The sequence below is a fragment of the Acinetobacter portensis genome (genome assembly GCF_010646905.1).
GTDB lineage: Bacteria > Pseudomonadota > Gammaproteobacteria > Pseudomonadales > Moraxellaceae > Acinetobacter > Acinetobacter portensis.
Genome location: NZ_JAAARQ010000002.1, coordinates 274896 through 301445, shown reverse-complemented (window position 1 = coordinate 301445; position 26550 = coordinate 274896). Strand labels below are relative to the sequence as shown.

Annotated in this window: 22 protein-coding genes; 11 read left to right on the top strand and 11 right to left on the bottom strand. The window is 34.8% G+C overall.

The annotated features are described in order from the left end of the window. Positions 1-16 precede the first annotated feature (16 nt). Positions 17-1750 (bottom strand): IlvD/Edd family dehydratase, encoded by a 1734-nt coding sequence (locus tag GTK57_RS01345; protein WP_163120928.1) that lies wholly within the window; start codon positions 1748-1750, stop codon positions 17-19. A 165-nt stretch (positions 1751-1915) separates the two neighbouring features. Here GTK57_RS01345 and GTK57_RS01340 point away from each other — a divergent pair, with 165 nt between their 5' ends. The 4 genes from GTK57_RS01340 (at position 1916) to GTK57_RS01325 (ending at position 7022) form a co-directional block, all read left to right on the top strand. Next, positions 1916-3193 (top strand): MFS transporter, encoded by a 1278-nt coding sequence (locus tag GTK57_RS01340; RefSeq protein WP_163120927.1) that lies wholly within the window; start codon positions 1916-1918, stop codon positions 3191-3193. A 45-nt stretch (positions 3194-3238) separates the two neighbouring features. Beyond that, a complete protein-coding gene (gene araD1, locus GTK57_RS01335) occupies positions 3239-4237 on the top strand; it encodes an AraD1 family protein (protein WP_152874028.1) in 999 nt (332 codons plus the stop codon). A gap of 10 nt (positions 4238-4247) precedes the next feature. Further along, a complete protein-coding gene (locus tag GTK57_RS01330) occupies positions 4248-5822 on the top strand; it encodes an aldehyde dehydrogenase (NADP(+)) (protein WP_163120926.1) in 1575 nt (524 codons plus the stop codon). Between the two features lie 273 nt (positions 5823-6095). Continuing rightward, positions 6096-7022: a LysR family transcriptional regulator gene (locus GTK57_RS01325; RefSeq protein ID WP_152874030.1), complete on the top strand. Its 927-nt coding sequence runs from the start codon at positions 6096-6098 to the stop codon at positions 7020-7022. A gap of 68 nt (positions 7023-7090) precedes the next feature. Here GTK57_RS01325 and GTK57_RS01320 read toward each other — a convergent pair whose 3' ends face one another. After that, positions 7091-7972 carry an SMP-30/gluconolactonase/LRE family protein gene (locus GTK57_RS01320; protein ID WP_163120925.1) on the bottom strand — a complete coding sequence of 294 codons (882 nt, stop codon included), beginning with the start codon at positions 7970-7972 and terminating at the stop codon, positions 7091-7093. 523 nt (positions 7973-8495) lie between these two features. On the opposite strand from GTK57_RS01320, the gene GTK57_RS01315 reads away from it, so the two are divergent. The 4 genes from GTK57_RS01315 (at position 8496) to GTK57_RS01300 (ending at position 14410) form a co-directional block, all read left to right on the top strand. Beyond that, on the top strand, positions 8496-9815 hold the full coding sequence (locus GTK57_RS01315) for an MFS transporter (RefSeq protein ID WP_152874032.1): 1320 nt from the start codon (positions 8496-8498) through the stop codon (positions 9813-9815). A 149-nt stretch (positions 9816-9964) separates the two neighbouring features. Further along, positions 9965-11137 carry a maltoporin gene (locus GTK57_RS01310; protein WP_163120924.1) on the top strand — a complete coding sequence of 391 codons (1173 nt, stop codon included), beginning with the start codon at positions 9965-9967 and terminating at the stop codon, positions 11135-11137. Positions 11138-11559: 422 nt separating this feature from the next. Next, a complete protein-coding gene (locus GTK57_RS01305) occupies positions 11560-12693 on the top strand; it encodes a 5-methyltetrahydropteroyltriglutamate--homocysteine S-methyltransferase (RefSeq protein ID WP_163120923.1) in 1134 nt (377 codons plus the stop codon). A gap of 322 nt (positions 12694-13015) precedes the next feature. After that, positions 13016-14410 (top strand): methylenetetrahydrofolate reductase C-terminal domain-containing protein, encoded by a 1395-nt coding sequence (locus tag GTK57_RS01300; RefSeq protein ID WP_163120922.1) that lies wholly within the window; start codon positions 13016-13018, stop codon positions 14408-14410. A gap of 82 nt (positions 14411-14492) precedes the next feature. On the opposite strand, the gene GTK57_RS01295 is transcribed toward GTK57_RS01300, so the two are convergent. After that, the gene (locus GTK57_RS01295) at positions 14493-15725 is read right to left on the bottom strand and encodes an MFS transporter (protein WP_163120921.1); all 1233 of its coding nucleotides are present in this window, start codon (positions 15723-15725) and stop codon (positions 14493-14495) included. A 344-nt stretch (positions 15726-16069) separates the two neighbouring features. Beyond that, complete coding sequence (locus tag GTK57_RS01290; protein WP_163120920.1) at positions 16070-16735, bottom strand: epoxyqueuosine reductase QueH; 666 nt, start codon at positions 16733-16735, stop codon at positions 16070-16072. A gap of 231 nt (positions 16736-16966) precedes the next feature. Here GTK57_RS01290 and GTK57_RS01285 point away from each other — a divergent pair, with 231 nt between their 5' ends. Next, entirely contained in the window at positions 16967-17368 is a 402-nt protein-coding gene (locus tag GTK57_RS01285) for a hypothetical protein (RefSeq protein WP_152874038.1), read from the top strand. Positions 17369-18299: 931 nt separating this feature from the next. On the opposite strand, the gene GTK57_RS01280 is transcribed toward GTK57_RS01285, so the two are convergent. The 4 genes from GTK57_RS01280 to GTK57_RS01265 all read right to left on the bottom strand — a co-directional run bounded on the left by GTK57_RS01280 (position 18300) and on the right by GTK57_RS01265 (position 21473). Then, a complete protein-coding gene (locus tag GTK57_RS01280) occupies positions 18300-18908 on the bottom strand; it encodes an HAD family hydrolase (protein ID WP_330221016.1) in 609 nt (202 codons plus the stop codon). Between the two features lie 90 nt (positions 18909-18998). Continuing rightward, positions 18999-19745 (bottom strand): hypothetical protein, encoded by a 747-nt coding sequence (locus GTK57_RS01275; RefSeq protein ID WP_163120919.1) that lies wholly within the window; start codon positions 19743-19745, stop codon positions 18999-19001. 20 nt (positions 19746-19765) lie between these two features. Next, the gene (locus tag GTK57_RS01270) at positions 19766-20119 is read right to left on the bottom strand and encodes a hypothetical protein (RefSeq protein WP_163120918.1); all 354 of its coding nucleotides are present in this window, start codon (positions 20117-20119) and stop codon (positions 19766-19768) included. A 610-nt stretch (positions 20120-20729) separates the two neighbouring features. Next, positions 20730-21473 (bottom strand): hypothetical protein, encoded by a 744-nt coding sequence (locus GTK57_RS01265; RefSeq protein ID WP_163120917.1) that lies wholly within the window; start codon positions 21471-21473, stop codon positions 20730-20732. 515 nt (positions 21474-21988) lie between these two features. Between GTK57_RS01265 and GTK57_RS01260 the strand changes: the two genes are divergently transcribed. Next, positions 21989-22909 carry a MobA/MobL family protein gene (locus GTK57_RS01260; protein WP_163120916.1) on the top strand — a complete coding sequence of 307 codons (921 nt, stop codon included), beginning with the start codon at positions 21989-21991 and terminating at the stop codon, positions 22907-22909. A gap of 49 nt (positions 22910-22958) precedes the next feature. Here GTK57_RS01260 and GTK57_RS01255 read toward each other — a convergent pair whose 3' ends face one another. Next, complete coding sequence (locus tag GTK57_RS01255; protein WP_163120915.1) at positions 22959-23132, bottom strand: hypothetical protein; 174 nt, start codon at positions 23130-23132, stop codon at positions 22959-22961. Between the two features lie 30 nt (positions 23133-23162). Next, entirely contained in the window at positions 23163-23711 is a 549-nt protein-coding gene (locus GTK57_RS01250) for a hypothetical protein (RefSeq protein WP_163120914.1), read from the bottom strand. 383 nt (positions 23712-24094) lie between these two features. Between GTK57_RS01250 and GTK57_RS01245 the strand changes: the two genes are divergently transcribed. Then, the gene (locus GTK57_RS01245) at positions 24095-25393 is read left to right on the top strand and encodes a protein rep (RefSeq protein WP_163120913.1); all 1299 of its coding nucleotides are present in this window, start codon (positions 24095-24097) and stop codon (positions 25391-25393) included. A gap of 68 nt (positions 25394-25461) precedes the next feature. Here the strand turns inward: GTK57_RS01245 and GTK57_RS01240 are convergent, their stop codons facing one another. After that, a complete protein-coding gene (locus GTK57_RS01240) occupies positions 25462-26520 on the bottom strand; it encodes a competence protein CoiA (RefSeq protein WP_163120912.1) in 1059 nt (352 codons plus the stop codon). Positions 26521-26550 lie beyond the last annotated feature (30 nt).

Here is a 26550-nt window from a genome sequence, read left to right as displayed (position 1 = left end):
CTAATACATGACTTAATTAATGAGAGTGGCGTGGTACTTCAGAACCGCGACATCCTATCAAAAAGTCAAAGTCACAACCTTCGTCGGCTTGTAACACGTGATCTACATAAAGTTGACGATATCCACCAATAAATGTTTTTGGTGTTGGTAGAACTAAATCATCTAGACGTTGTTTGAGTTCTTCATCACTAATATCTAAATGTAATTTTCCTTCGTATGCATTAAGCTCAATAAAGTCACCATTTTGTACAACAGCTAAAGGACCAGCTGCCATTGCTTCGGGAGCAACATGTAGTACAACAGTACCGTAAGCTGTACCACTCATACGAGCATCGGAAATACGCACCATATCTGTGATGCCTTTTTCTAAAATTTTAGGTGGTAAGCCCATGTTTCCAACTTCTGCCATGCCTGGGTAACCTTTAGGACCAGCATTTTTTAGAACAAGAACACATGTTTCATCAACATCTAAGTCTGGATCGGCAATACGTGCTTTATAGTCATCGAAGTTTTCAAATACAACGGCACGTCCACGATGTTTCATTAGTTCAGGTGATGCCGCAGATGGTTTAAGTACCGCACCTTTAGGTGCTAAGTTACCGCGTAATACACACATACCACCATCTTCACGAAGTGGGTTGTCAATTGTGCGGATTACTTCATCATTATAAATAGGTGAATTCTGGCAGTTATCCCAAATAGATTCGCCATTTACTGTTAATGCATTTGGATGTGGAAGTAAGTTAGATTCACCCATGCGACGAATCACTGCAGGTAAACCACCGCTATAGTAGAACTCTTCCATTAAGAAACGACCTGATGGTTGTAAATCTACAATAGTAGGTGTGCCACGACCAACACGGTTCCAATCATCAAGTTCAAGATTTACCCCAATACGACCTGCAATTGCTTTTAAATGAATAACAGCATTTGTAGAGCCACCAATTGCAGCATTTACTTTAATGGCATTTTCAAATGCTTCTTTCGTTAAGATTTTAGATAAAGTGAGATTTTCTTTTACCATGTCTACAATACGCATCCCTGAAATGTGCGCAAGAACATAACGACGTGAATCTACAGCAGGAATAGCAGCATTATGTGGAAGCGATGTACCTAAAGCTTCTGCCATACATGCCATTGTTGATGCAGTACCCATGGTATTACATGTACCAGCAGAGCGAGACATACCTGCTTCTGCAGATAAAAATTCATTTAAATCGATTTTGCCTGCTTTAAGTTCTTCATGCATTTGCCAAACGATAGTACCCGCACCAATGTCTTTGCCTTTGTGCTTACCATTAAGCATAGGGCCACCTGTAACAACAATTGCAGGAACATCACAGCTTGCAGCACCCATTAATAGAGCAGGTGTTGTTTTATCACAGCCTGTTAAAAGTACGACACCATCAATCGGATTGCCACGAATTGCTTCTTCAACATCCATACTTGCTAAGTTGCGTGTCAGCATAGCTGTTGGACGTAAATTAGATTCACCATTAGAAAATACAGGGAACTCTACTGGAAAACCACCAGCTTCTAAAATCCCTTTTTTAACGTGTTCTGCAATTTTTCTGAAATGAGCATTACAAGGCGTTAATTCAGACCATGTATTGCAAATACCAATAATTGGTTTGCCTTCAAATTCATGATCAGGAATGCCTTGATTCTTCATCCAGCTACGATACATAAAACCGTTTTTATCTGTTGTACCGAACCAAGCAGCCGAACGAAGTTTGTGATTAGAGCTCATACCTAAATCCCTATATAGTATTACTATTAAAACTGAACGAAGTAAAAATACACTAAAAAAATAATATTTAAAAGGTTTGAAATTTAAATAGTATTACTATATTTTATTTAAAAATGTAATTATCAACAGCAAGAAGCTGTTATTTGTAATATCAAGGAGTCGAATATGGAATTCGAAAAAGATGTTATACGTAAAGTTACGCTCAAATTAATTCCAGCCTTAATTGTTTTGTACTGTGTTGCTTATATTGACCGTGCAGCGGTTGGTTTTGCACATTTACATATGGGTGCTGATGTAGGAATTGGTGATGCAGCTTATGGTTTAGGTGCAGGCCTATTCTTTATTGGTTATTTCTTATTTGAAGTACCAAGTAATTTGTTTTTAGATAAATTTGGCGCACGTCGTTGGTTTGCACGAATTTTATTGACATGGGGCTTAATCACCATGGCAATGGCACTTATTGAAGGTCCGAAAAGCTTTTATGCACTTCGATTCTTACTTGGTGTTGCAGAAGCAGGCTTTTTCCCTGGGGTACTTTATTTAATAACACAGTGGTTCCCAGTTCGACATCGCGGCAAAATTATGGGGCTTTTCATTTTGTCTCAACCCATTGCGATGGTAATTGCTGGTCCATTATCTGGTCTGTTATTAGGCATGGATGGTATTGCAAACTTACATGGTTGGCAGTGGTTATTTGTGATTGTCGGTTTACCTGCGGTATTACTCGCTTTACCAACACTACTGTACTTACCAGACAATATTAAAACGGTTAAATGGTTAACAGCAGAGCAAAAAACTTGGCTAAGCAACGAGCTTGTTAAGGATGAAACTGAATACGATCAAACACGTCACGGTAACCCCTTACATGCTTTAAAAGATAAACGCGTTTTGTTGTTGGCATTATTTTATTTGCCTGTGACGTTAAGTATTTATGGTTTAAATCTGTGGTTACCAACCATCATTAAGCAATTTGGTGGTGTAAGTGATATACAAATTGGCTTCTTATCGAGCATTCCATACATCCTAGGTATTGTGGGTTTACTGATTATTCCACGTAGTACAGATCGTTTAAATGATCGTTATGGACATTTAGGTTTCCTATATGGCTTAGGTGCATGTTCAATGTTCTTGAGTGCATGGTTATCTGCACCAGTTTTACAGCTCATTGCACTTTCTTTAGTGGCATTCTGCTTATTTTCAACAACCGCTGTGTTTTGGACTTTACCAGGTCGTTTCTTAACAGGTGCAAGTGCTGCTGCGGGTATTGCACTCATTAATTCTGTGGGGAACTTGGGTGGATATTTAGGACCATACGGTATTGGTTTATTAAAAGAATATACAGGAAATATGGCTGCGGGCTTGTATTTCTTAACAGTCGTAATGCTTTTTGGACTAGTTTTGACCTATATTATTTATTCAAAATTAGAGAAGAAAAAAGCCTAAGTTTTAAAAATAAATGTAAATACATCAGTGTAATAGGAAGCAAAGATGCAAGTTATACAGTTTGAAATAAACGGAAATTCACGTGCTGTTGGTAAAGTTGAAAATGATACGGTTCATGTTGTTAAAGGTGTAAACAGCGTACGTGATTTAGCTTTGTTAGCAATTGATAATAAGCAAAGTCTTGAACAGCAAATTGAAACTTTAGGTTTACAAGAAGATACGTATAGCTATGCATCGTTGCTTGAGAATTTACAAGTTTTAGCCCCACTTGATCATCCAGATGTAGCGCATTGCTTTATTTCTGGCACTGGTTTAACGCATTTAGGTTCCGCTTCTGCGCGTAATAAAATGCATCAACAGAATTTAAGTGATGTAGAAGCTGAAACAGATACATTACGTATGTTCAATTGGGGAATTGAAGGCGGTAAACCAGAACAAGGTCAGGCAGGTGTTCAACCTGAATGGTTCTATAAAGGTGATGGTTCAATTGTTGTAAAACCTGGTGAATCTTTGCCATTACCACAATTTGCTGAAGATGGTGGTGAAGAACCTGAAATTGCAGGTTTATACGTGATTGGTTCAGATCTTAAACCATACAGAATTGGTTTTGCGCTTGGTAATGAATATTCAGACCATGTTATGGAGCGTCGTAACTACCTGTATTTAGCGCATTCTAAATTACGTTACTGTAGTTTTGGTCCTGCATTATTAACAGGTGAATTACCAGAGCATTTAGAAGGTGTAAGCCGTATTCGTCGTAATAATGAAGTGATTTGGGAAAAATCATTCTTATCTGGCGAAAACAACATGAGCCACAGTATTAGCAACCTTGAATATCATCATTTCAAATATCAACAATTCTTAAAACCAGGTGATGTCCATATTCATTACTTTGGTACAGCAACATTATCTTTTGCAGATGGTGTACGCACTGAAGTAGGTGATGAATTTGAAATTGAAATGAAAGAATTTGGTTTACCACTGAAAAATAAATTGGTGCAAGCTGAACCTGAATTAGCTATTGGCTCTGTAATTACACTTTAAGGAAATAGACATGATTGTTGGACAAAACTTTATTGCTGGAAATCGTAGTGCTGAAGGCAATAAAAAACTTCAAAGTTTTAATGCATCGACTGGTGAAGCATTAAATTTTGAATTCGTTCAAGCAACAGAAGCAGAAGTAAATAAAGCTTGTGAGGCTGCACATGATGCATTTTTAAAGTTTCGTCATACTTCTCCAGAACTTCGAGCACAATTTTTAGATGCGATTGCAGATGAACTTGATGCATCAGGAGAAGATTTTTTAAATATTATTTCTCAAGAAACAGCTTTACCGCTTGCACGTTTACAAGGTGAGCGTGGTCGTACAAGTGGTCAAATGCGTTTGTTTGCTAAAGTTTTGCGCCGTGGTGATTTTTTAGGTGCAAGAATTGATACTGCACAGCCTGAACGTCAACCTTTACCACGTGTAGACTTACGTCAAATTCAAGTGGGTGTTGGTCCTGTTGCTGTATTTGGTGCAAGTAATTTCCCACTTGCATTTTCAACTGCAGGCGGTGATACAGCATCTGCATTTGCAGCAGGTTGTTCTGTTGTTGTGAAAGCGCATAGCGGACACATGGCAACTGCCGATTATGTTGCGCAAGCGATTGAACGTGCAATTGAAAAAACCAATATGCCAAAAGGCGTATTTAATATGGTTTATGGAAATGGTGTGGGTGAGTTTATTGTTAAACATCCGCGTATCAAAGCTGTAGGTTTTACAGGTTCACTTCGAGGCGGTCGTGCATTATGTGATATGGCAGCTGCACGTCCTCAGCCAATTCCAGTATTTGCGGAAATGAGTAGTATTAATCCAATGATTTTATTGCCACAAGCATTGCAAAATCGTGGTGAAAAAATTGCTCAGGAATTAGCAGATTCTGTCGTGATGGGGTGTGGTCAATTCTGTACGAATCCTGGTTTAATTTTAGGTATTAAATCAAAAGAATTGAGTGATTTGGTACAAAATCTTGCAAAAAATATAGGTGCTAAACCATCTCAAACAATGTTGAATGCAAGTACGTTGAAAAGCTATGTAAGCGGATTAAACCATCTTGGTGAACATGCTGGTATTGAGCACTTAGCAGGTCAAACTCAAGAAGGTAATCAAGCTCAACCACAACTTTTCAAAGCATCAGTTGACTTATTATTAGCTGGCGATCAATTACTTCAAGAAGAGATTTTTGGCCCAACTACAATTGTGATTGAAGTGGAAGATAAAGCGCAATTACACGCGGCATTATCTAGCATGAATGGTCAATTGACTGCATCACTTATTGGTGATGATACTGATTTTGAAACGTTTGCAGATCTTGTACCTGTGCTTGAAGAAAAAGCAGGTCGTTTACTTGTAAATGGTTATCCAACAGGTGTTGAAGTATCTGATGCAATGGTTCATGGCGGTCCATATCCAGCAACTTCGGATGCACGTGGTACATCTGTAGGTACGTTGGCAATTAATCGTTATTTACGCCCTGTATGCTTCCAAAACTATCCGCAAAGTTTGTTGCCAGAAGCGTTACGCGATGAAAATCCATTGAATATTTTGCGCTTAGTAAATGGTGAAAATACACGTAATACAATTTAAGTATTAAGTGAATAAAAAAAGAGACCATTCACTGGTCTCTTTTTTTTCATTAATGAATAGAGGTAACCTATTTAACGTTAAAGCAAGGATGATAATTATTGAGAGCAATGTGAATTAAGTCTTGGAGTTATATTTACATGGGAGTTTAAAAAATAGACGTTTTAACTCAGCATGTTTTTTATGGAAAATATGGTAGGATGCTAAAGCAATAAACATAGATTATATTATATTGGTTATTGATAACAAATAGTTATCGCATGAAAAGGATTTATAATGACTGATCTAAATTATGCTAGTTTAAATAATTGGCTTAAATACAAACACTTAGTGCTAATAGAAACACTTGCAAGAACGAATAATATGCATTTAGCAGCAGAGCATATGAATTTAAGTCAGCCTGCTGTAAGTAAAATGCTAAAAGAAATTGAAAATTTATTGGGGTTCGCTGTATTTGAACGTTTACCAAGAAATATGCCAGTTACGGCACTTGGTGAGTTTGTTGTTTTATATGCACAACGCGTACTGAATGATGCAAAACACTTTGTTGAAGAATTAGAAATCATGCGCTTAGGCGGTCATGGTTTTTTAAGGATTGGTGGGATTTTTGCTGCAACTGCAATTGTTATTCCAAATTCAATTATTAAAATTAAAAAGAAATGGCCATTATTAAGTATTGATGTTGTTGAGCAGACGAGTGATCATTTAATGGAAATGTTAAGTGAACATACAATTGATTTGGCGGTGGGACGCTTTACCAATGAAATGCAAAGTCAATATTTCGATTTTCGACCATTAGGACCTGAACCATTCTGTATTGTTGTCAATCAAAGCCATCCTTGCGCGGCAATGGATTATTGTGAGCTTAAAGATTTACTTGAATGGCCTTGGTTGCTGTATCCGAAAGGAACGCCAATTCGCGATAGAATGGAAGGGGCTTTTTCACGTGCAAATGTAAAAGTGCCGTTAAACACAGTAAATACCATGTCTATGCAAACGTTCTTGCAGATGTTGAAAACATCGCCAATGGTTGCAATGTTGCCTGAGGCAATGGTACAGCAGCAAGTGAAAGAAGGGCATTTGAAAATTATAAAAACAGAGTTACAGCTTAAAGCACAAGATTATGGTGTTTTAACACGTAAAGGCGAATCTATTTCTGATATTGCACAAACTTTTATTGATATTTTATTGGCTCAGGTTTAAATGTTTATCTAAGCAATAAAAAAAGACTAAGTGAACTTAGTCTTTTTTTATGTTTATAAAGTTTTGAATTAACCTTTAAATCGAACTTCAGGAATACCTGTAACACCAAGACCATGAATAGCAAACAGACTTCCGCGTAGTTGATTATCGCCAGGGAAGCGTGGTAGCGGAGGTTGAGACATTGACGTTGCGTATAGAATATCTAAATTTTTACCACCAAAAGCAAGACTTGTTACTTTTTTCACAGGCATATCAATAATACGGTCTATGGTACCATTTGGTGCATAACGAATGATTTTTCCTGAATATACTTTTGCACTCCATAAGTAGCCTTCGCTATCTACAGTTGCACCATCAGCAGAACCACCATCACTCATATCAACAGTTGCTAAGACTTTTTTATTTGTTAGTGGTGCACCATCTTCAGCACTATAATCATAAGTCCAAATTTCGCCTTGCCATGTGTCATTAAAGAAGAACTGACTTCCGTCTTTATTCCAACAAACACCATTTGAAGTATTGATATCAGTTTCAAGAACTTCAATTTCTAAGTTGTGATTTAAACGATAAAGTTTTCCTGTTTTTTCGGCTTCGTCACGATTCATAGAGCCAAAAACATAACGACCTTGACGGTCTACGGCACCATCATTTAAACGGTTGAAAGGCATATTTGGTTCTGGGTTTGCAATGAATTCCAAATCACCAGTTTCAAAATCTAAAGTATGTAGACCATCTTCTAGAGCAACGATTGCACCATTATGGTTTTCACGTAGGGCATAAGAGCCTACTTTTTGGAATGTTTCCCAAGCTCTTAAATTTCCACCGTGCTCATCACATGAAAATAATCTGCCATCAAAAATATCAACCCAAAATAAACGTTGACGAATTGGATCCCAAGTTGGTACTTCACCTAATTTAGTCTTGATGTCTACAAGTACTTTAATTTCCATATTATCTATTTCCAAGTGCCGATATTGAATTGATATTGAAATACAATGCCAAATTGTGGACACACTAAAGCTCAAATATTTTTTAATCCAATGATTAATTATTAATTTGTGATAATAATTAGTTATTGGAAGTAATATTTTAATAATTAAATGGAAGTGAGGGAATAAGACAAAAGGACAAGATGTAAATATTCTCTAGATGATTTAAATTTTTTATGACTCGATAATCAAAACTAATTTTTAATATGAATTAAATATCAATTTAAAGATAAGAATAAATCTATCGAATGATATTTTTTTAAACTTAAGGTATTAAATTTAACTATTAATTTATTAAAACTTAATAATTAAATGTGTGGAATTATTATAATTAATTCGATAACTAAAAGTAATTAAATATTAATTAAAAATAATTGGTAATTATCAAAGCTGCTCTTTATATTACAGAAAATTTTAGTCGGAATAATAAGTAAAACGACTGTACATGGACAGATCATGCTTCGCATGATTAAAGGAAGGGAATATGAGTTTAAAAAAGGTGCATCGTCACTCTTGGGTATCGTTAGTTGTATGTTGGTTAATCTGGTTAGTTATTGCATATGACCGCGAACTAATTTTCCGTGCTGCAAATATGATTTGTGAAGAGTTCTCACTCACGCCAACTGAGTGGGGCTATACAGTTGCAGCTATTACAGTGTCTTTAGCACTACTCAGTATTCCTGTGAGTGCTTACTGTGATTTAAAAGCGCCAGGTTGGAAACGTGCTATTTTCCAATGGCCTTTAATTATTGGCTTTACGTTCTTATCATTACTTTCTGGCATCATGTCTTTTAGTAATACTTTTTATAAATTTGTTATTTTACGTATTATGGTTTCAATTGGTTGTGGTGTTGCAGAACCAATTGGCGTAAGTAATACAGCAGAATGGTGGCCTAAAGAACACCGAGGTTTTGCGATTGGTGCACACCATGCTGGTTATCCAGTAGGAGCTGCACTTAGCGGTGTTGTAATGGCATCAATTATTTATTACTTCGGTCCTGAAAATTGGCGCTATGCATTTTATTTAGGAATTATGATATCTGTACCAGTGCTTACATTCTGGGCAATTTATTCAAATAAAAAACGTTATGACGAATTTCACGATTCTTGTGTGGAAAATGGTTTTACACCACCCACAGAGAATCCATGTTTAGAAACAGCTGCAAAAAATCCAACAAAATCGAACAAAGGTGTTTTGAGAAAGACGCTGAAATCTCGTGGTATTTTGTTCACAGCAGGGAGTACCTTAATTACTCACATTGTATATTTAGGTTTCTTAACAATTTTCCCTGCGTATTTATATAACATTGTTGGTTTAGATTTAGCAAAAGCAGCAGGTTTAAGTGCGGTATTTACCATTACAGGTATTATGGGGCAGGTTTTCTGGCCTACGCTTTCAGATAAAATTGGTCGTCGTAAAACATTAATTCTTTGTGGTATTTGGATGGCTGTAGGGATCGCGAGCTTCTGTTTAACGCAAGGTGTTATATCTGTCATTATCATTCAATTGATTTTTGGTTTTTCTGCAAATGCAATTTGGCCAATTTTCTATGCAACGGCATCTGACTACGCTGAAAATGAAGCGATGGGTACTGCAAATAGTATTATTACTGTAGCACTTTATGTGGGTGGTGCAATTGCGCCAATCTTAATGGGTTCATTATTAACATCATTTGGTGGTTGGCATAATCCTAAGGGTTATATGCTTTGCTTCATTTTAATGTCTGTATGTGCCTTGATTGGTGTAGCTCTACAAGTCATTTTAGGTTACTTAGATAAAAAAGATAAAATTATTTCAGCTTAATTTCTGAACATAATCTAAAGACGGCAATTTCAATTTAAACACTGAAACTGCCGTCTTTTTTGAATTTTCCAAAGTTTAATTTCCGATTTTAAAGTGAAAGCTTTATTACGGGGAACGCATGTCTAAAAAATCATAAAAGGGAATAATTTATGAATAAAATGCTTTTATTGGCAGCTACATCGCTATTCATAACACAAACTATATTTGCACTTGATGTACATGGATATGTTCGATTAGGTGCAGGTTCCGATACCAGTGGAAATGGTCAAGAATGTTTTCAACTTTCTGGCGCACCCGCAAAATACCGTTTAGGTAATGAATGTGATCAATACGGAGAATTATTTGGTTCTCAGAAATTAATAGAGTTTGCAGATAATTCTAAATTAAGTATTAATGCAATGGGTCAATTTTCAAATGATTATAATAAATCACTTAAATTTAGTGGTGATCATGGATTTACCCGTTTAAGCCAAGCCTATTTAAACTGGGAAAATTTATCGGTATTAAATGGCGGTAATTTATGGGCAGGGCGCAGATATTACAATCGACATGATATTCATATGTCAGATTTCTTTTATTGGAATGAAAGTGCAACAGGCTTTGGTATAGATAAATACAAACTAGGTGATTTAGAACTTAGTTATGTTTTTTCTAGAAAAGATAATGTTTTCCAAAAGGAATATATTAATCGACACGATATAACTGTAGGTAATATCGCTGTAAATAAAAATAATCATATTCAAGCAGGTATATCTTTAATTGATGCGAATAAAAATGGTTGGGCATTTTCTTTAGAAAATACAACAACAGACTTTTTAAATGGTAAAAATACATTTTCTATTCAATATGGTGTTGGTGCTGGTACGGGATTAAGCTATACAGGTAATCCATCATTAGATCGTGAAAGTAAAAATTTCCGTGCTTTAGATTATGTCGATTGGGAAAGCGATAATAAAATCTTCAATGGTCAGTTCCAAGTCATTTATCAAGAAACAGATATTGAAAACCAAGACAAACAAAAATGGTTTTCAGCAGGAACACGAACGGCTTATGTAATTAATGATAAATTCAAAATTTCATCTGAAATTGGTTATGACCAAATTAATCAATCTAATGAAACACGACGTTTAACAAAATTTACCCTTGCGCCAACATTAGCCTTAAATGGTACGGGTTATTATGATCGTCCTGAAATTCGACTTTATTATACCTATGCACATTGGAATGATAATGAACAAAAAATACGTGATGTAACAGAGAATAATTTTTCAGGTACAAATCACGGGTCAAATGTCGGTATTCAAATTGAGCATTTTTGGTAATTTAAATCAAAACTGCGTGATTTGAGAGTGGCTGATGTAAAGGTTTATTACCTAAGCATTAGCCATTTTTGTTTAAATAAAAAAATCTAACTTGATGAATAATTGTTTTTTTTATCACTTATGAATAATAGAATTTTTTTATTCATAAATTAAATAATATTAGAATGATTCAATTGATATTGAGTTGCCTGTTTTAAATGAAGCAATTCAGATGGTTGATCATCTCAATTAGCGCAATAGTTACATGATATAAATTCATCTTTAAGTGAATGTAATTCATTATTTATATTAAAAAATAGGCTTAAATAATTAAAGTATATTGATTTATATATGTATTTTAATTTTTTGTGCAAGTTGAATTAAATTAGACAATCTTCACATATTTCTATTCAATCAATATTCAAATAAATGTTGGTTAATTCATGTCTAGTAACACCTCTCAAATAGCTAAAGCGCAATATATCAACAATAAAGCAGAACATATTGGCAGTTTTTTAAGACCGCTAAAACTTAAAAAAGCCCGTTATGATTTTGCAGATCGTGTGATTTATGAAGAAACGTTACGGCAGGTTGAAGATGCAGAAATTTATAATCTCATAGACATTCAATTAGATAATGATTGTACGGTCATGACAGATGGTGACTTCCGTCGTGGTTGGTGGCATTACGACTTTCTTGAGCATTTAGATGGCATTCAATCTTATAAAACTAGAGATGGTGTGAAGTATAAGGATGCCGTAGCAAAAGCTTACGATGTGCGCGTTATTGGTGATATCGACTTTCCTGAAGATCATCCTTGTTTGGCACAATATCGCTTTTTACATGAAGCGACTGATGGATTTGCAACTGCAAAATTTTGCTTGCCTAGCCCAAATATGATGTTGTATCCACATCTACGTAATAACCGCCATTATGCCAATCGTCTACATGATCTTGTTAATGATTTAGGCAAAACATATAAAAAAGTAATAGATGCTTTATATCAAGAAGGATGTCGATACATTCAAGTGAATGATATGTTTTTTGCGTATCTATGCGATGAAGAGCAACGTGAAAAAGAAATTCAACTTGGGGTAAATCCTGATGATTTAGCCGCATATTGCGTTGAAACTTTAAATCTAGCACTTAAAGATAAGCCCGAAGATTTAGTGATTGCATTACATATTGATCGTGGGAATTTTTTATCAAGTTGGTTGTATCAAGGTGGTTATGAAATTATTTCAAGCTATTTATTTGAAAAGTTACAGAATGTTGATCGGTTTTTATTAGAATTTGATACAGAGCGTTCAGGAGATTTTAAACCTTTAAGTAAATTGAAAAATACACATACGGAGGTATTTTTAGGTTTAATTTCAACTAAAAAAGAATCAATTGAAGATAAAGCAAAAATCATTGAACTTATTCAGCAAGCTTCAGAATATCTGCCTTTAGATCAATTAGGAATATGTTTACAAAGTGGTTTTGCCTCGATGGAAGAGGGTAATAAAATTTCTTACGATACACAGTGGAAAAAACTAAAGTTAATGAATGAGATTGCTGCCGAAGTTTGGAAGTAAGTTAATACTTAGATTAGCATTCGTTCATAAATCACTTTTTGAGTGTAAAAAAATCACAATGAAATTTCCCTCTTCTATAAGGAGAGGGCGAGGGAGACGTTTTGGGAATAAATAGCCAGATTTTCTTACCAAAGATCTTTCTCATTCCAAAAGAAAAATGAGCCTTATTTATAAGTTCAATTATGATTAATAAATTTTTTCCAATTTATGAAAGACGTTTAGGGTGTACTTATTTTTCAATTTTGTAGTACTTCGTGCAGAGTCACTCAAATTTTTTTATAATCTATTTTTATATTCGATCCTTAAGATCTTTCATTTGCTTATGTCGCAATTCTCTCAAACTTTCATTCAAAATCAATTTTGTATATTGGTGGAATATTTAACATCAATGAAAGAAATCTTGCCTGTAAAACAGCAGTTTGCGAATTATCCTGCATTTATCACATTGGCAGATCGTGTTCATTCTGATTATGATGTTGAACCCCTTATTGCGGCACAAGCTTATCCTAAAGAGATTGAAAAGATTCTGCATTTTGCAGGGAAAGGGCGTGATATTTCAGATTTTGAGGCATTTTTAGATCGTGCTGAGGCAGCAAATCAGAAAAATTTGTTGTTATTAACAGGGGATAAGCTTAAAAATCATCAATCTGCTGACAATGGTGAATTTCATCGTACTCGCTATTTAGAATCTGTAAATGCGGTGATGGCGGCAAAGCAACGAAATGGTTTTTGTATTGGTGTTGCTTTAAATCCGTTTAAATATGCCGAAGCAGAAAAAGATGCGCAATATTTAAAACTACATAAAAAAATAAAAGCAGGTGCAGATTATATTATTACCCAGTTGGGTTATGACTTAAATGCGTTAAAACAGGCAAAGCAATTTTTAGAGCGTCATCAGTATTCACAAAAGCTATTTGCATGTGTGATGCCTTTAACTTTAGCACGTGCCCAATTTATGTTGAAAAATAAAGTTGCAGGCATTGTGATTACGCCACATATGTTGAATATATTGGCAAAGGAAAAAGAAGATCATCTTACAGATCGAGTTTATTTACGCTGTGCTTTGCAAATTTTAATCTGTAAACATTTGGGCTTTTCGGGCGTACATTTATCTGCCTGTCATAAGCCTACTGAGCAATTACTGCTAGAAAGTTATGTGAATGAATATAGGCATTTAGATTTAACTGCATGTGAAATATTGTGGGAGAAATTGTGGCAGATAGAAACAGGGAAAGAGTTTTATCCTGAAATGTCTTATTATTCTAAACCTGCAACATCGGCTCAAATTCTTAAATATCAGCACCTACATTTTATGCATGATGCATTGTTTGCATCTAAAGTTGCAAAAGGATTAGGGCAATTTATTTTTAAACGCAGTGTGTGGAAAAGTACATCTGCGAAAAAAGCATTACTCAAAACTGAATTTATAAGTAAGCATAGTGTGGTTGGTTGTGAAAGCTGTGGGCAATGTCGTTTAGGCGATACCTTATATATCTGCCCTGAAACTTGTCCTAAAGGTTTGGCAAATGGTCCATGTGGTGGAACAAGCTTAGACCGCTGTGAGTTTGGAGATAGAGAATGCATTCACTCGGTGAAAGCACGTTTAGCCAAAGCAGTGGTGCAAACTCAAACTTTAAAAGAGAACTTAATAGCAACTGTACCCATTGACGTTCGTGGTACAAGTTCTTGGAAAAATTGGTATCTAAATTCAATATAAAATTGAAAAGTAACATCAAAAAAAAAGCGGAGTCATTCAGTTTACTCCGCTTTTTTTATACCAATATTCTTTGGTTAATATGCTAGAACTGACCGTTTTCCGTACGTTCTTTCATCACTTTTTTCAGCATACTACGAGGTAAAGTAAACCATAATAATATGAGCACTAAACAACATAAGCTAAAAGCAACAAGCGCATAATTTTCAAATAATATGCGTGATAGTTCAAGCACAATGAAATAGCTGAACATCATAAGCATAGACATAGCAGAAGCAACCGTTCCCTTAGATACGTCTGATGACATCATTGCTAAACGATATAGCACAGAAAAACAAATGCCTTCACCAAAGCTCATAATGGTCATGCCAATAATGAGCGTCCATACAAAATAAGATGGAATAAATAAACCAATTAAGATGATCAACGCACCAATGAGCATTGTTGGTAAACCGAATAAAATGGTTTGACCTAAAGGATATTTATCTACAACTTTAACTAAAATAACGCTGCCGAGTATTAATGCACCTAAAACTGGAATTTGTGCTAAACCATATTGCATGCTGCTAAAACCAAGTTTTTCTACAAGCATGATAGGTGACAAAGAAATCCAAAGCATAATCGGTAAGCATGCCAATGGTAATGCGCTGGTCATAATGATGAATCGTTTATTTTTAAATACTTTTCCAAAATCTGACCAAATTGTATTTAAAGGACGCTTGACCAATTGAGATGTTTGATCATTTGGCATAGCAACTTTAAGACCCAACCAAGCTAAAACTGCCAAAACTGCGATACCAATAAAACCCCAATGCCAAGATACATAATCAATCATGAATGCACCAATAATGGGACCCAATAATGGAGCAAATAAAGTCATATTGCCCATAATTGCCATTACTTTAATTGCAGTACGTTCTTCAAAATTTTCTTGAACAGCTGCATAACCAACAGCACTAATAACAGTTAAGCCCATACCTTGTAAAAAGCGTAAACCTAAAAAGCTTTGAATATTCGAAGTCAGTAAAATAAGTAGGCATGTTATTGTAAAGAATAAAGCACCTGCTAAAAGAATTTTCTTACGACCAATTCGATCTGAAAGAGGGCCAACAAGCCAAGCAATACAGCCGCCACCCAATAAATAAAATGACATAGCAGATGGCGCCCAAGAGCTACTGACACCAAAATCACGGGTGACACTGAGCATGGCAGGTTGGATTAAATCATTGCCAAGATAAACAGCGAATTCAAATAAGACCAATGCTAGCGGAAATAAAAACGCAGCAAGAGTGAGTTTAGAAATTTGAGGGTTAGACATTATTTTCAACATAGCATTTATAGCCTGTCTATATTGAGATGAACGAATAATGACGATCTCAATATCATGACAAGCAAGGAGATTAAATTTAAGTTTTGGAAACAGAAAAAAAGAAGTACTTAAAACAAATATTGAAAAATTATGTTTGCATCAAAGAACAGATTAATTTCAAAAAGGAGATTCCAAAAAATACACTCATCGGTAGATGTAGGTATTTAAAAGTGCGCATATTCTAGCACATCAATTTGATGAGCCAAAATCCATCAAATTTTAAGATGCTATTGAGCTAGATTGAAAGGGTATTAATATGCCAACTTAGGCTTGATAATATACGTATTTTTCATTTATTCATCTTCCATTGCATTGGAATAAAATTTAACACCAAGTTTAATTCGATCACGACCATGACTCATGCGCCAACGGTTTGTGTCACGTAATGAATATACACAGCCGCAATATTCTTGCTGATAAAATTCTTCTTTTTTACTAATTTCGAGCATACGAGTAGCACCGCCAAATTTACGCCAGTTGTAGTCCCAATAGGTGATACCGTCATAATGAGAAGCAGAACGATGTCCACAATCATTAATTTGTTGCATGTTTTTCCAACGTGAAATGCCAAGTGAACTACTGATTAAATTAAACCCATTTTCTGCTGCATAAAGTGCGGTACGCTCAAAACGCATGTCGAAACACATGGTGCAACGAATACCTTTTTCAGGTTCATTTTCCATGCCTTTTGCACGTTCAAACCAATTATCTGTGTCGTAATCTGCATCTATGAGTGGAATATTATGTTTTTCGGCAAAGCGTATATTTTCTTCTTTGCGAATAATATATTCCTTTACTGGGTGAATATTTGGATTGTAGAAGAATATTGAAAAGTCGATGCCAGATTCAATAAGGGTTTCCATAACTTCACCAGAACAAGGCGCACAGCAGGAATGAAGCAGGAGTTTGTGATGACCCTCTGGCAGTGTAAGTTTTTGACGTTCAAGTTTGTTCGACATAGCGATAAGGCTTAAATCTAAACGCTATATTTTAACGGTTTGAATAAGCCGAAAAGGGTGGATGTGCTGATATTTTCTAAGGCTAAGCTGAATGGATTTCATGTGTGCACAGATGATGATATTAATTTAAAAGATTCGACACTCAGTACTTTAAGTATGATGGTATAAATGATTATTAACTTTTATTATTTTTTACATAATTAAGGTTTTTTAAATGAGTAAGAGTTAAAAATGAAAGAAAAAATTAGATTGCTTATTCTTGTGCTGAGTTTAGCTTTTCTGTATGGCATTATTTATCTTATATTTACTCATACAGCTAATGGGAATCCTATTTGGGGTGTTATTCCTGAAATATTAGTTTATATCATTCCTGCGTATTTTATTTCTAGCATTATGATAGAGATCACTATGGGTGAAAGTCCCTTTAGAAATATAAAAGTAGCATTAAAAAAGGCATTGATATTACTTTTATTCTTCCTTTTATATGTCGGATTTTATTGGCTATTTTATAAATATATTATTATCGAGAATCATTTGGAAGCTACATTTATTGGGGAAAAGTCATATTTGGTTTTTCTTGGTGTAATGATTTTTTTTGGTTTGCGGTTCGCAAATAAACTGTATTCTAAATAGATAATAAATTAATGATATATGAGGTGAGTAAGTAATAAGAATGGCATGCTCAATATAGTGAGCCAAAAATTATTGTAATAATAAAAAGAAGTACTCCGACGATGCCGCTGCATGTCGTTACCCTGAACCCGATGAGTTCAAAGCTGGTTGCATGAGTTAAGCAACATTAGAGTGTATTGAACAATAAAAATAAATCCGTAACAAACTAATTTTCATAAATATTTTTGCCGAAACGCCATCTAAAAATAGGAAGCAATTTTAAACAATATTTTTACAGTATACACTGGGTATACATGGAATTTAAGCTGTATTTTTTGAACTGAGGTATACACTAGGTATACATTTTATAGAATAAAAAAAGGCCTGTGTGGCCTTTTTTAAAGTTGAGTCTCAATTAGGTTGGCAGGTATTCAAATACCTATTTTTACCTAAAAACTCGAGTACATCTCTTTTCGTGTACCCAACTTTTCTGGGTCCTACTTTGACAAAAGGAATACCATTGCCTTGGCATCGTTTAGCCTGAAGCCATGAGAGTGACATATCGCATACTAATGCGACGACTTCGGGTGAGAACACTGCATCCTCGGGAAGATTCCAAAATTGATGAATTGAGCTCAAACGTTGCTCTTCTGACATACGAGCAATACGATCTAATCTTTGTTTCATTAAAATTTTTATTTCCTATAACAGTTTTGCAATTTAGATATATCTACAGAGATATCTTGTGATGGCTAAAACGTAACATATGAATTTTTTTAAAAACTCATTTCGTTGAAAACTTCAAAAAAATGGTTATTTTTAAAATTTATAAAATAAAAAAATCACATCTATGCTTGCTGAATGGATGATTTAAGCCCGCTTGTTAGGTACAAGATTTGGTACTTAAACCCCAAATATCATGAGTTAAGTACCAGATTTGGTATCTTAAGAATCAGCTTAAAAATGGTTTGAGTACATCAAAAAGATTCTCACCATTTTTACGATCAATGAGTCGAGCCGCCATTCCTAATTTTTGTGGTCCATCCACATCAGCGATTTGGGTATCGCCAATGAACAATACTTCATTGGGTTGGCACTCTAATTGATTTAGAAAATGTTGATATATCGTTGGATCAGGTTTATTGAAACCTACCTTAAAGCTCCATGCATAAGCATCTAAAGGTGGAAGTAGGTGCTGTGCTTGAATGCCATAAGGCGTAGCCGCGTTAGAACAAATCGCCGATTTGTAGCCTAATTTTTTAAGCTCAATCAGCATTGGAATTGAATCTTCAAACGCATGCATATGCTCTAAGTCATGTTGAAGAGCGGTATTCATTTCTGCTAGTAGGGAAACAGGAAGTTGATACCCAAAATAAGAAGCGATTGTTGCAAAATCACCGTCCAGTGACATGATCATTGCAGCATCATTTGTTTGTGGTTTTCGCCCTTGTTGTTTAAGCCACTTCATCATTTTTTTATAAGGAGATTGGCTGTTTTTTATTTCTATTAGTGTGCCAAATACATCAAAGACGACTGCTTTATAGGGTTGGTTATTCATCATTTTTGTCTCATTAGAAATACAAACATATGCCTTCAAACTTTTATCCTCAATGAGGAGCTAGGATGATTTGAATAGGTAAAGAGTATTGCGTTAATTTAAGTCTAAACCTAATTGCTCAGGGCTATACCAGCGCATTTTTAGGTGTCCCAACTGGTCTTTGAGATAGGCTGCTTTGTGAACAATAAATTTTTTGCGTTTCAGCCATTCATCTAGGCGGGCATCATCATAGTGAATATCAACTTTCAGTTGTAAAAGTTGGTGATATAAGCTGCGCTTTTCACTAGACATTGCTTCTAGTGTCACAGCTGATGCCATAGGTGCTAAAGGCATGGGTAGACCTTCTGTTTTGTTAGGTTGAGCTGGTCTTTTAGAAGGGATTCCACTCGTTACCTTTACAGTAGATGGCTGCTTGACCACGTTGTGCGATGGTTGGGCAGAAATCGCTTGGACGTTTTCCTGATTTACTGTCTCAGGCTCAACTGATTGAATAGAGTTTTTTAGCAGAGAACTGAGCTTTCGATAGTTGATTGAATAGAAGTTCGTTTGAATCCATTTATTTTGAGATAGTTTTTTGACTACTAAAACACCTACTTTCTTTAACTTAGAGACTATGCGTTTGATCGTAGATGGACTGTATGCACCGAGGGTCTTAGTCCATTGCTCATAGCTATGGTAAAAGTACTTCTGTTGTTGCATGACTTGGGCATCATTACTTTGCAGACAGTAATGTAGCTTTTGTAAGAAGATTGCGGATGCGACTCCATACGCTTGGGCAAGCGTAGGAGAGGCAATTAACGGATAGTCGCCTTGGACTAATAATTTTGTTTTTTTAGTCATGAGAAGTGCTCACTTAAAGCTTAGTAAGCAGGTTCAGACAATTTGTGACGTAGACGTTGTTGGGTTCGGCGTAGCCAATCTGCAGGATATTCTTGAGTATCAATATCGAAATATTGACCAGACCAGAATTCTTGGTTGAGTTCATCGTGATATTGATGATGTGAATTTTGCTGGTGTAATTGAAGCGGTTGTTCCGATTCGAAATCGGATGGAGTGTTGTCTTGAGCGTTATTTTCAGCTTGGTCTAAAGTCTTGAAAATATCGAGTAAGGCTTGGCGCTGTTTATGCGATAGAATTTTTGCGCTTTCAACAAGAAGTTGTTTAGCAAGTTTTTTTGGTGTGCAAGGGTTTGCACCATTGAATTTGTGATTCATAGCAGTAATCCTAGATAGGTTTTGATGACCTACCACATCTCAATTTCCACATGAGATGGTGGCAGTCTAACAGGGGTGGAAATACTGAATCTAGGATCAGCCAGCCGAAGCTGCCCTGTTAAACCGCCATAACGACTGCTTAACAGTAGGCAAAAAAATAGCCGCAGGAGCGACAATTTATTGCCCCTAGATAGTAACAGGTTTCCACGCCTGAACACGGATTTTGCTGTGTTGGAAGAAGATTATCCCGCAATCTGAGGTAGGTCAAGGCCTTGAAATGAAGTTTTTATAAAAATGTGAAAAATAAAATAATGGTCATATCCTAGATATATTTAATTATTTTATTGTTTATTTTATTTATAAAGAAGAACAGCTCAAATTGACCCAATGGAGTAGTTCACATTGAGATGATCATGAGTAGCGAAATGATCTATATTGGTAGATAAGCGTTTCAACAGTAGCTAGTCACAAGGCTAGGTGCTTCATAATCTGCGCAGGAGTAGTTGAACATCTACTTATGAGCTGCATAAATGAATTACTCGGCTCATTATATAAGCCGATTATGAGCGAAAATATCATTCCATAAGATATGAACTCATATCTGACGAGCTCATGAACTAACTTTCTGGTTTACTGGATTTCTAGGATCTAAAGCAATTTTAGTTAATTTCTCATTTAGCTCTGTAAAAGGTGGAATATGTATATATCTAGCAAATAATTCGGTTATATCATGTTCGTGTTGGGCGTTAAATTGGTGTATGGCATATAGTTTGATCATCTCTATCAATGCATTCGTGGGATGGATATGTTCATTGTTGACGAGCTCTTTATACAAAGATAAAAATGCACCACCTAAAAAAAACTTTTCATGATTCATTTTTTTTCTTTCTTTATTTTTTTCTTGTTTATCAGCTTTATCTTCAGAAGATTGAGTATTTTGGGCAACAGTATTTTTGATTTGATTTAAATTATTACTCCTATAATTATTGAGTAGTTTTTGTAGTTGAAAATATTCATCACGTGTTAACGCAAACCACTCTTTATCAAAATCTAAAATTTGTTTTTCATTTATTGTTAATTTTTCTTCTGGAATGCTTTTTATGTATTTTATTATTTCATGATTTTTGCATCTTTCATTTGATTTATATTTAAATTTATTAATTAAGTCCAAATGAATATTTATAAATTCTTCAAACTTAGATTTATCCATATCTTTTATATTGGCATTGCTCAAAACTTCGAATAACTCATCTTCACATTTATATGTAGGCACAGACCACAACACTTTTTTATAAGTATAAAGATAATTATATAAATCATTTTTTGTAATTTTTTTCTTAGGTCTACCAGCCATGATTTAGCTCCAATGATGAGTGAAGTAACATCTATAACAGGAACCCAAAATCCATGATTATTTTCATGTGAAAATTTTAAAAAATAGCCATTCTACTTTTTTAAAAAACAATTAATAAGAAAGCTTTCACGTAAGAAATTTTTGGGCTATGCACAAAAAATTCTTACCTCGTCTCCGTGTCTTTTAATAGGCAAATTACGCTGTAATTTGCCTATTAAAAAACACTCCAACTCACCCGGTGGGACCATTTAATCTTAAATTATTGATATTTATAGAAATTGTGTTTTAAACAAGCATTACACTATATTTTGAATAGCATTAAATCATATTTTTACGAAAGTAGTGTGCGTATGTGAATATGAGACCCTATATTAACGAGGATCTGGAAGGTCAACTAAGTTGCTAAGCAATCTGATGAGGTCGAGATATAACCTATTTTTGGAACTATTTATTTAATTTAATTTCTTAATTTTTTATTTATTTTATATTGAGTTTTTAAATAAAAGGATTAGATAGTGTTTTATTTTGATTTGAGACATAATCGGAAAATAGATAAAAAATCTTCTTATAATGCATATTGTTATATAAGCCGGATTAAGCATTTTGAGCTTAATAAAAGTGATTTAAATGAAGAGTTAGAATTTAAAACTTCAGGGAATATGCCTGAGTGGGCAAAATATAATCCAGAGAAATTTTGGGGTGCAGTTGATAAATATGAAAAGCAAGAAACTAGAGCATCTTGTAGTATTACAATTGCTTTACCTAAAGAATTATCTAAAGAACAAAGAATTGAGTTATCACAGAATTTAGTAAATGCTTTTTTTTGTGATGAATTTAAGCTTCCTTATAGCTGGGCTATTCATAGTCATAAAGGTGCTTTAGATGGTGAATCTGATCAACCGCATTTGCACCTACTATATTCTGAAAGGACAACACTCGGAAATATAGAAAGGCCACCAGAATTGTTTTTTGAGTTATACCGACCAAAAAATCCTGAACGAGGGGGTGCCCAGAAGATTACAGCTGATGTGTTGGGTTTTGGGCAAAATCAAATTAGACATTACCGCCAGTTGACTGAACAATTGATAAATAAGTCATTAGAAAAGTATGCTCCAATGAAGATAGTTCGTATAAATAACATTGACGTTCAAGTACCTAGTCAAGTTTCATGCCTATCTAATGCTAACTACAATAGGAAGTTCGGAACAAAACTCAAAGATACGCCGCAAATTGAACGTTGGAAGCTCTATAGCCCTGATCCAATTATTCAAATGGATATAAAGCCATTAATTGATAAAGTGAAAAAAATCCGAGAAGAGAACTTATATGAACTTTATAAAAATGAATATGAATTGGAACTTAAACGTATCCACAAGATGAAAGCTGAAATCAATAAAGCAAAAAATAATGATAGGGATTATGGGATGTCGATGTAGTTTTGGAGCAAATATATTTTATTGAAATGAATATTTAAAATGAGATTTGTTAAGTTGAACCTATCCATAGTTTTGGAATAGCCTTACCACAGTTACCACAGTTACCACAGTTACCACAGTTACCACAGTTACCACAGTTACCACAGTTACCACAGTTACCACAGTTACCACAGTTACCACAGTTACCACAGTTACCACAGTTACCACAGTAAAAAACCTGCAAATATATGCAGGTTTAGTTCACAATTTCGATTTAGAAAGAAAAATCGGTCAGATACAGTCTTTCAGGTTGCTTTAATTTTGATTTACCAAAATATAAGTGGCACAATTCTTTGAATGATTCTTCTTCATTTAGGAAGTCATATAAATCTAATAAGTCTTCTCCAATAAACAGTATGCTTCCGCCATAATCTGAACTCAGATGTACATATAATCCATCTAATTGGAAATATTCTTCTTCTGATAAAACATATTCAAATGGCTCTTCTATTTCACAGTGGTCACTATAAGCGGGATTACAACAACATTCCTGATGCCAATCGTCCCATGCCTCTTGCACTTGACTTGCTAGTGCTAATATCCAGTCTTTCAATCGGCAAATGTAAAAATCATATTCAATAGGGGGGTGATAATTCCCTGTCGCTGTAATTTGCTCGAGAATTTCATCAAATGCCTGCTGACACCATATATTCACTTCATGCTGTGATTTATGTGTGAGCAGGGTGAGATTTTCATCGAGGTTTTCCCAGCCACTTTGTTTTAACGCATTGGCTAGCCTTTCTATTTTTTGAAACTTTTTCAAAATTTTTCCTAAATTTATACTGGGTATATGCGTTTTACTGATAATTTTTTAATTTGTAAATATGAATATAAAAAACAATAAGATATGAATCTTTTGTGCATTTTATTTTATAAGATTATTTCGTGTTATAAAGAAATAAAAGAATTCAAGTCCACCAAGCTTTTTAATTATTTATTCGTTTTGAGTAAAAGCAAAAGCGGATCAAACGAAGGTGAATTATTGAAAATTTAATTGTTGCTTATTTGATCAAATTCGGTTTTTAGCACTCACCTGATTGGCAAAAAAATAATGGGAGATGATCTTTTTTTCATTTTTGTTCATCAAACTCATCTTTAAAATTTTAAAACATGTAGTTTTCTGGTTTTTAAGTAAGCAGAAAAGACATGGATTCAAATACACCGACATTTGATCAACAGCGTACATATTCATCGCAAAATTTATCTTTATCAGCACAAGAAAGCCGTTATTCTTTAGATATTAATAAAAGAATATTCCCCGACAGTCGTGAAGTAAAAACATCATTAGACTGGCGTACTTCTAACCGCATATTTAAAGCTAAGCTCCAAGAAATCATTCAAAAAACACTTAAAAATAAGCAAGGAAATCAAATTCAGCAGTGTGGTAAAGCAGTAAAGTGGCTTAATTCAAATGTGGATGTTTTTTATCATGTAGATTCTAAGAAAGTCATATTCAGCAATATACTAGACTGTCGTAAGGGTTGGACATGTCCACGTTGTGCAAGTCGATTGGCTGCTCAAAAGAAAGCAGAATTATTACAACTTCAAAAAGTGGTGCGTAATGAGGGCTTACATGTTTATATGATGACATTAACGATTCCACACTCATTGAAAGATAATTTAAGTGATTTACTAGAACGTCTCAGCCGTGTTCAAAGTAAGTTTACAGATGCACTTCGGGGGAAAAAATGGAAACGCATATTTCCTAAAAATGGTCATATCACAGTGCTTGAAATTACCTATTCAGCGAGTTTTGGGTGGCATCCGCATTTGCATGTTCTAGTGATTTCTGAGCAATATTATACAGACAAAGAAATTAAAACGATTGAAAAAGAGTTATATGAAACCTGGTCTGCAAAATGCCAAATTAGTGGTGTTCAAAAACCGCATAAAAAATTTGGGGTTAAATTACAAAATTGTGCATCGGAAGTAGAGCGATTAGACACTAAAGTGATTCATTACTTGGTTAAGCACGGGTTTATAAATGAAATTGATGAGAGGAGAATAGAGGAGAAGATGACCCACGGCGAAAGCCTAACAATTTGGGAAATTGCACTTTTATCTCAACATGTGGATCAACATATTGCTAGGAAATATGGGTTGATTCTGCGGGAATATACTCGGTCAATGGTGAATAAACACTTTATACGATGGTCTGAATTACTCACCGACTATCTCAAAAATAAAGGATATGATTTTAAAGACAGGGCAGTTCAGAAAGTAAAAAAGCAAATACAAAAACAAGTATGGTTAGCAAAGAGGAATTTAGTTGCCCAAATTGATCACCCTTTATGGCTAAGAATTTGTCGAAAGCCGTATGTGCTACAGCATCAACTTCTACAGAGTATAGAGTTAGACATCAAATATGGCATTGCTGAATGTCGTATATACCCAAGAACAGATCGATTGCTTAAATATATTCGGCAATCAAAGCTCTATGATTGATGTGCATTAATGGCTTAAAAGTATGATGTAAGGGCTGATAATGACAGCTAAATTAACCTGTTGAATCGCTAGTCCAAATAAAACCACAGCCCATCAATTTGAGTGTCATAGTCAATGTGTACATCGATAAAATGACTGTATTTCATGTTCTCTGCATTACGTTCATGATGAGAAAAAAATGCACCTTGTAGTGCATCACAGTGATAACAGCCATTAGATAAATAGGCTTCGCCTCGTGTCTTACTAAAACGCTTTTTAATCACTCCATATTGATATAACTGAAGAAGGCTAGGTTGGTTTAAAATTTCATTATGTGTATGTGAGAGGTCTTCTACATCTAGGCGGTATATTTTAGTAAACCCCTTAGCATGTGGAATAAAGTAATTAATTTCCATAATGGTATTGGTTGGCTTTTTACATTTCCAACATTGGATAGTATTCATTGCAACTTGGAGAGAGCGCCTTGCATGGGGTTTTAAGGAGTACTGAACTGAGCCAGTCATGAGTGCTTTGAAAAAATCTATAAATTCAATTTCCACTAAATCAGCATTATCCCAATTGTGAAATGCCCCACTTGCTATCAATTGGTAATTTTTTTTATTGAGCCAAATTGAAAAAATAGGCAAGTCATAGCTTTGATAATCTAAGACATCCCATTTATTTTTTTGAGTGGTTCGCATAAACCAGACGGCTCGAATACCTGAAGCAATATACTTTTCTTGACGGCGCTTGGTTTCTTCAATGCTTTGTGGTGACCACTGAATTTCAATCACAATTTTGGCGTTATTCTTCTGGGCATAAATATCAGCAATCCAAGTTTCACCTAATGGCATTTGACCACGAAACTCAGGCGTTACATTCCATCCATTTTCATGCAAATATTTTAAGATGAGATATTTACAGAACTGATGTTCACGACTTTCACCAGAACTAAAACCACAACTGCTTGAGGGGTGATGTGCAAAATATTGTGTGCCCAATTTACTCTTTTTAGGAATAGCGCGAGTCTGACAGCAAGGCATATGCATGCTGAGATTTTTATATTTGTCTTTTAGACGATCCCACTGCTCATCATTGAGCATAAAGCTATAAATTTCTTTATTTTCTATAATGCTTAAAAAACCCATAGGTACTACTAATTAATACTCTTTTGTACA

Bases quoted from the DNA above. Each gene is read 5' to 3' on its own strand.
- GTK57_RS01300 (WP_163120922.1), top strand. From the start codon at position 13,016: ATGTCGCAATTCTCTCAAACTTTCATTCAAAATCAATTTTGTATATTG.
- GTK57_RS01275 (WP_163120919.1), bottom strand. From the start codon at position 19,745: ATGACTAAAAAAACAAAATTATTAGTCCAAGGCGACTATCCGTTAATT.
- GTK57_RS01290 (WP_163120920.1), bottom strand. From the start codon at position 16,735: ATGTCGAACAAACTTGAACGTCAAAAACTTACACTGCCAGAGGGTCAT.
- GTK57_RS01330 (WP_163120926.1), top strand. From the start codon at position 4,248: ATGATTGTTGGACAAAACTTTATTGCTGGAAATCGTAGTGCTGAAGGC.
- GTK57_RS01310 (WP_163120924.1), top strand. From the start codon at position 9,965: ATGAATAAAATGCTTTTATTGGCAGCTACATCGCTATTCATAACACAA.
- GTK57_RS01315 (WP_152874032.1), top strand. From the start codon at position 8,496: ATGAGTTTAAAAAAGGTGCATCGTCACTCTTGGGTATCGTTAGTTGTA.
- GTK57_RS01280 (WP_330221016.1), bottom strand. From the start codon at position 18,908: ATGATGAATAACCAACCCTATAAAGCAGTCGTCTTTGATGTATTTGGC.
- GTK57_RS01245 (WP_163120913.1), top strand. From the start codon at position 24,095: ATGGATTCAAATACACCGACATTTGATCAACAGCGTACATATTCATCG.
- GTK57_RS01240 (WP_163120912.1), bottom strand. From the start codon at position 26,520: ATGGGTTTTTTAAGCATTATAGAAAATAAAGAAATTTATAGCTTTATG.
- GTK57_RS01285 (WP_152874038.1), top strand. From the start codon at position 16,967: ATGAAAGAAAAAATTAGATTGCTTATTCTTGTGCTGAGTTTAGCTTTT.
- GTK57_RS01270 (WP_163120918.1), bottom strand. From the start codon at position 20,119: ATGAATCACAAATTCAATGGTGCAAACCCTTGCACACCAAAAAAACTT.
- GTK57_RS01305 (WP_163120923.1), top strand. From the start codon at position 11,560: ATGTCTAGTAACACCTCTCAAATAGCTAAAGCGCAATATATCAACAAT.
- GTK57_RS01320 (WP_163120925.1), bottom strand. From the start codon at position 7,972: ATGGAAATTAAAGTACTTGTAGACATCAAGACTAAATTAGGTGAAGTA.
- GTK57_RS01325 (WP_152874030.1), top strand. From the start codon at position 6,096: ATGACTGATCTAAATTATGCTAGTTTAAATAATTGGCTTAAATACAAA.
- GTK57_RS01340 (WP_163120927.1), top strand. From the start codon at position 1,916: ATGGAATTCGAAAAAGATGTTATACGTAAAGTTACGCTCAAATTAATT.
- GTK57_RS01345 (WP_163120928.1), bottom strand. From the start codon at position 1,750: ATGAGCTCTAATCACAAACTTCGTTCGGCTGCTTGGTTCGGTACAACA.
- GTK57_RS01265 (WP_163120917.1), bottom strand. From the start codon at position 21,473: ATGGCTGGTAGACCTAAGAAAAAAATTACAAAAAATGATTTATATAAT.
- GTK57_RS01295 (WP_163120921.1), bottom strand. From the start codon at position 15,725: ATGTCTAACCCTCAAATTTCTAAACTCACTCTTGCTGCGTTTTTATTT.
- araD1 (WP_152874028.1), top strand. From the start codon at position 3,239: ATGCAAGTTATACAGTTTGAAATAAACGGAAATTCACGTGCTGTTGGT.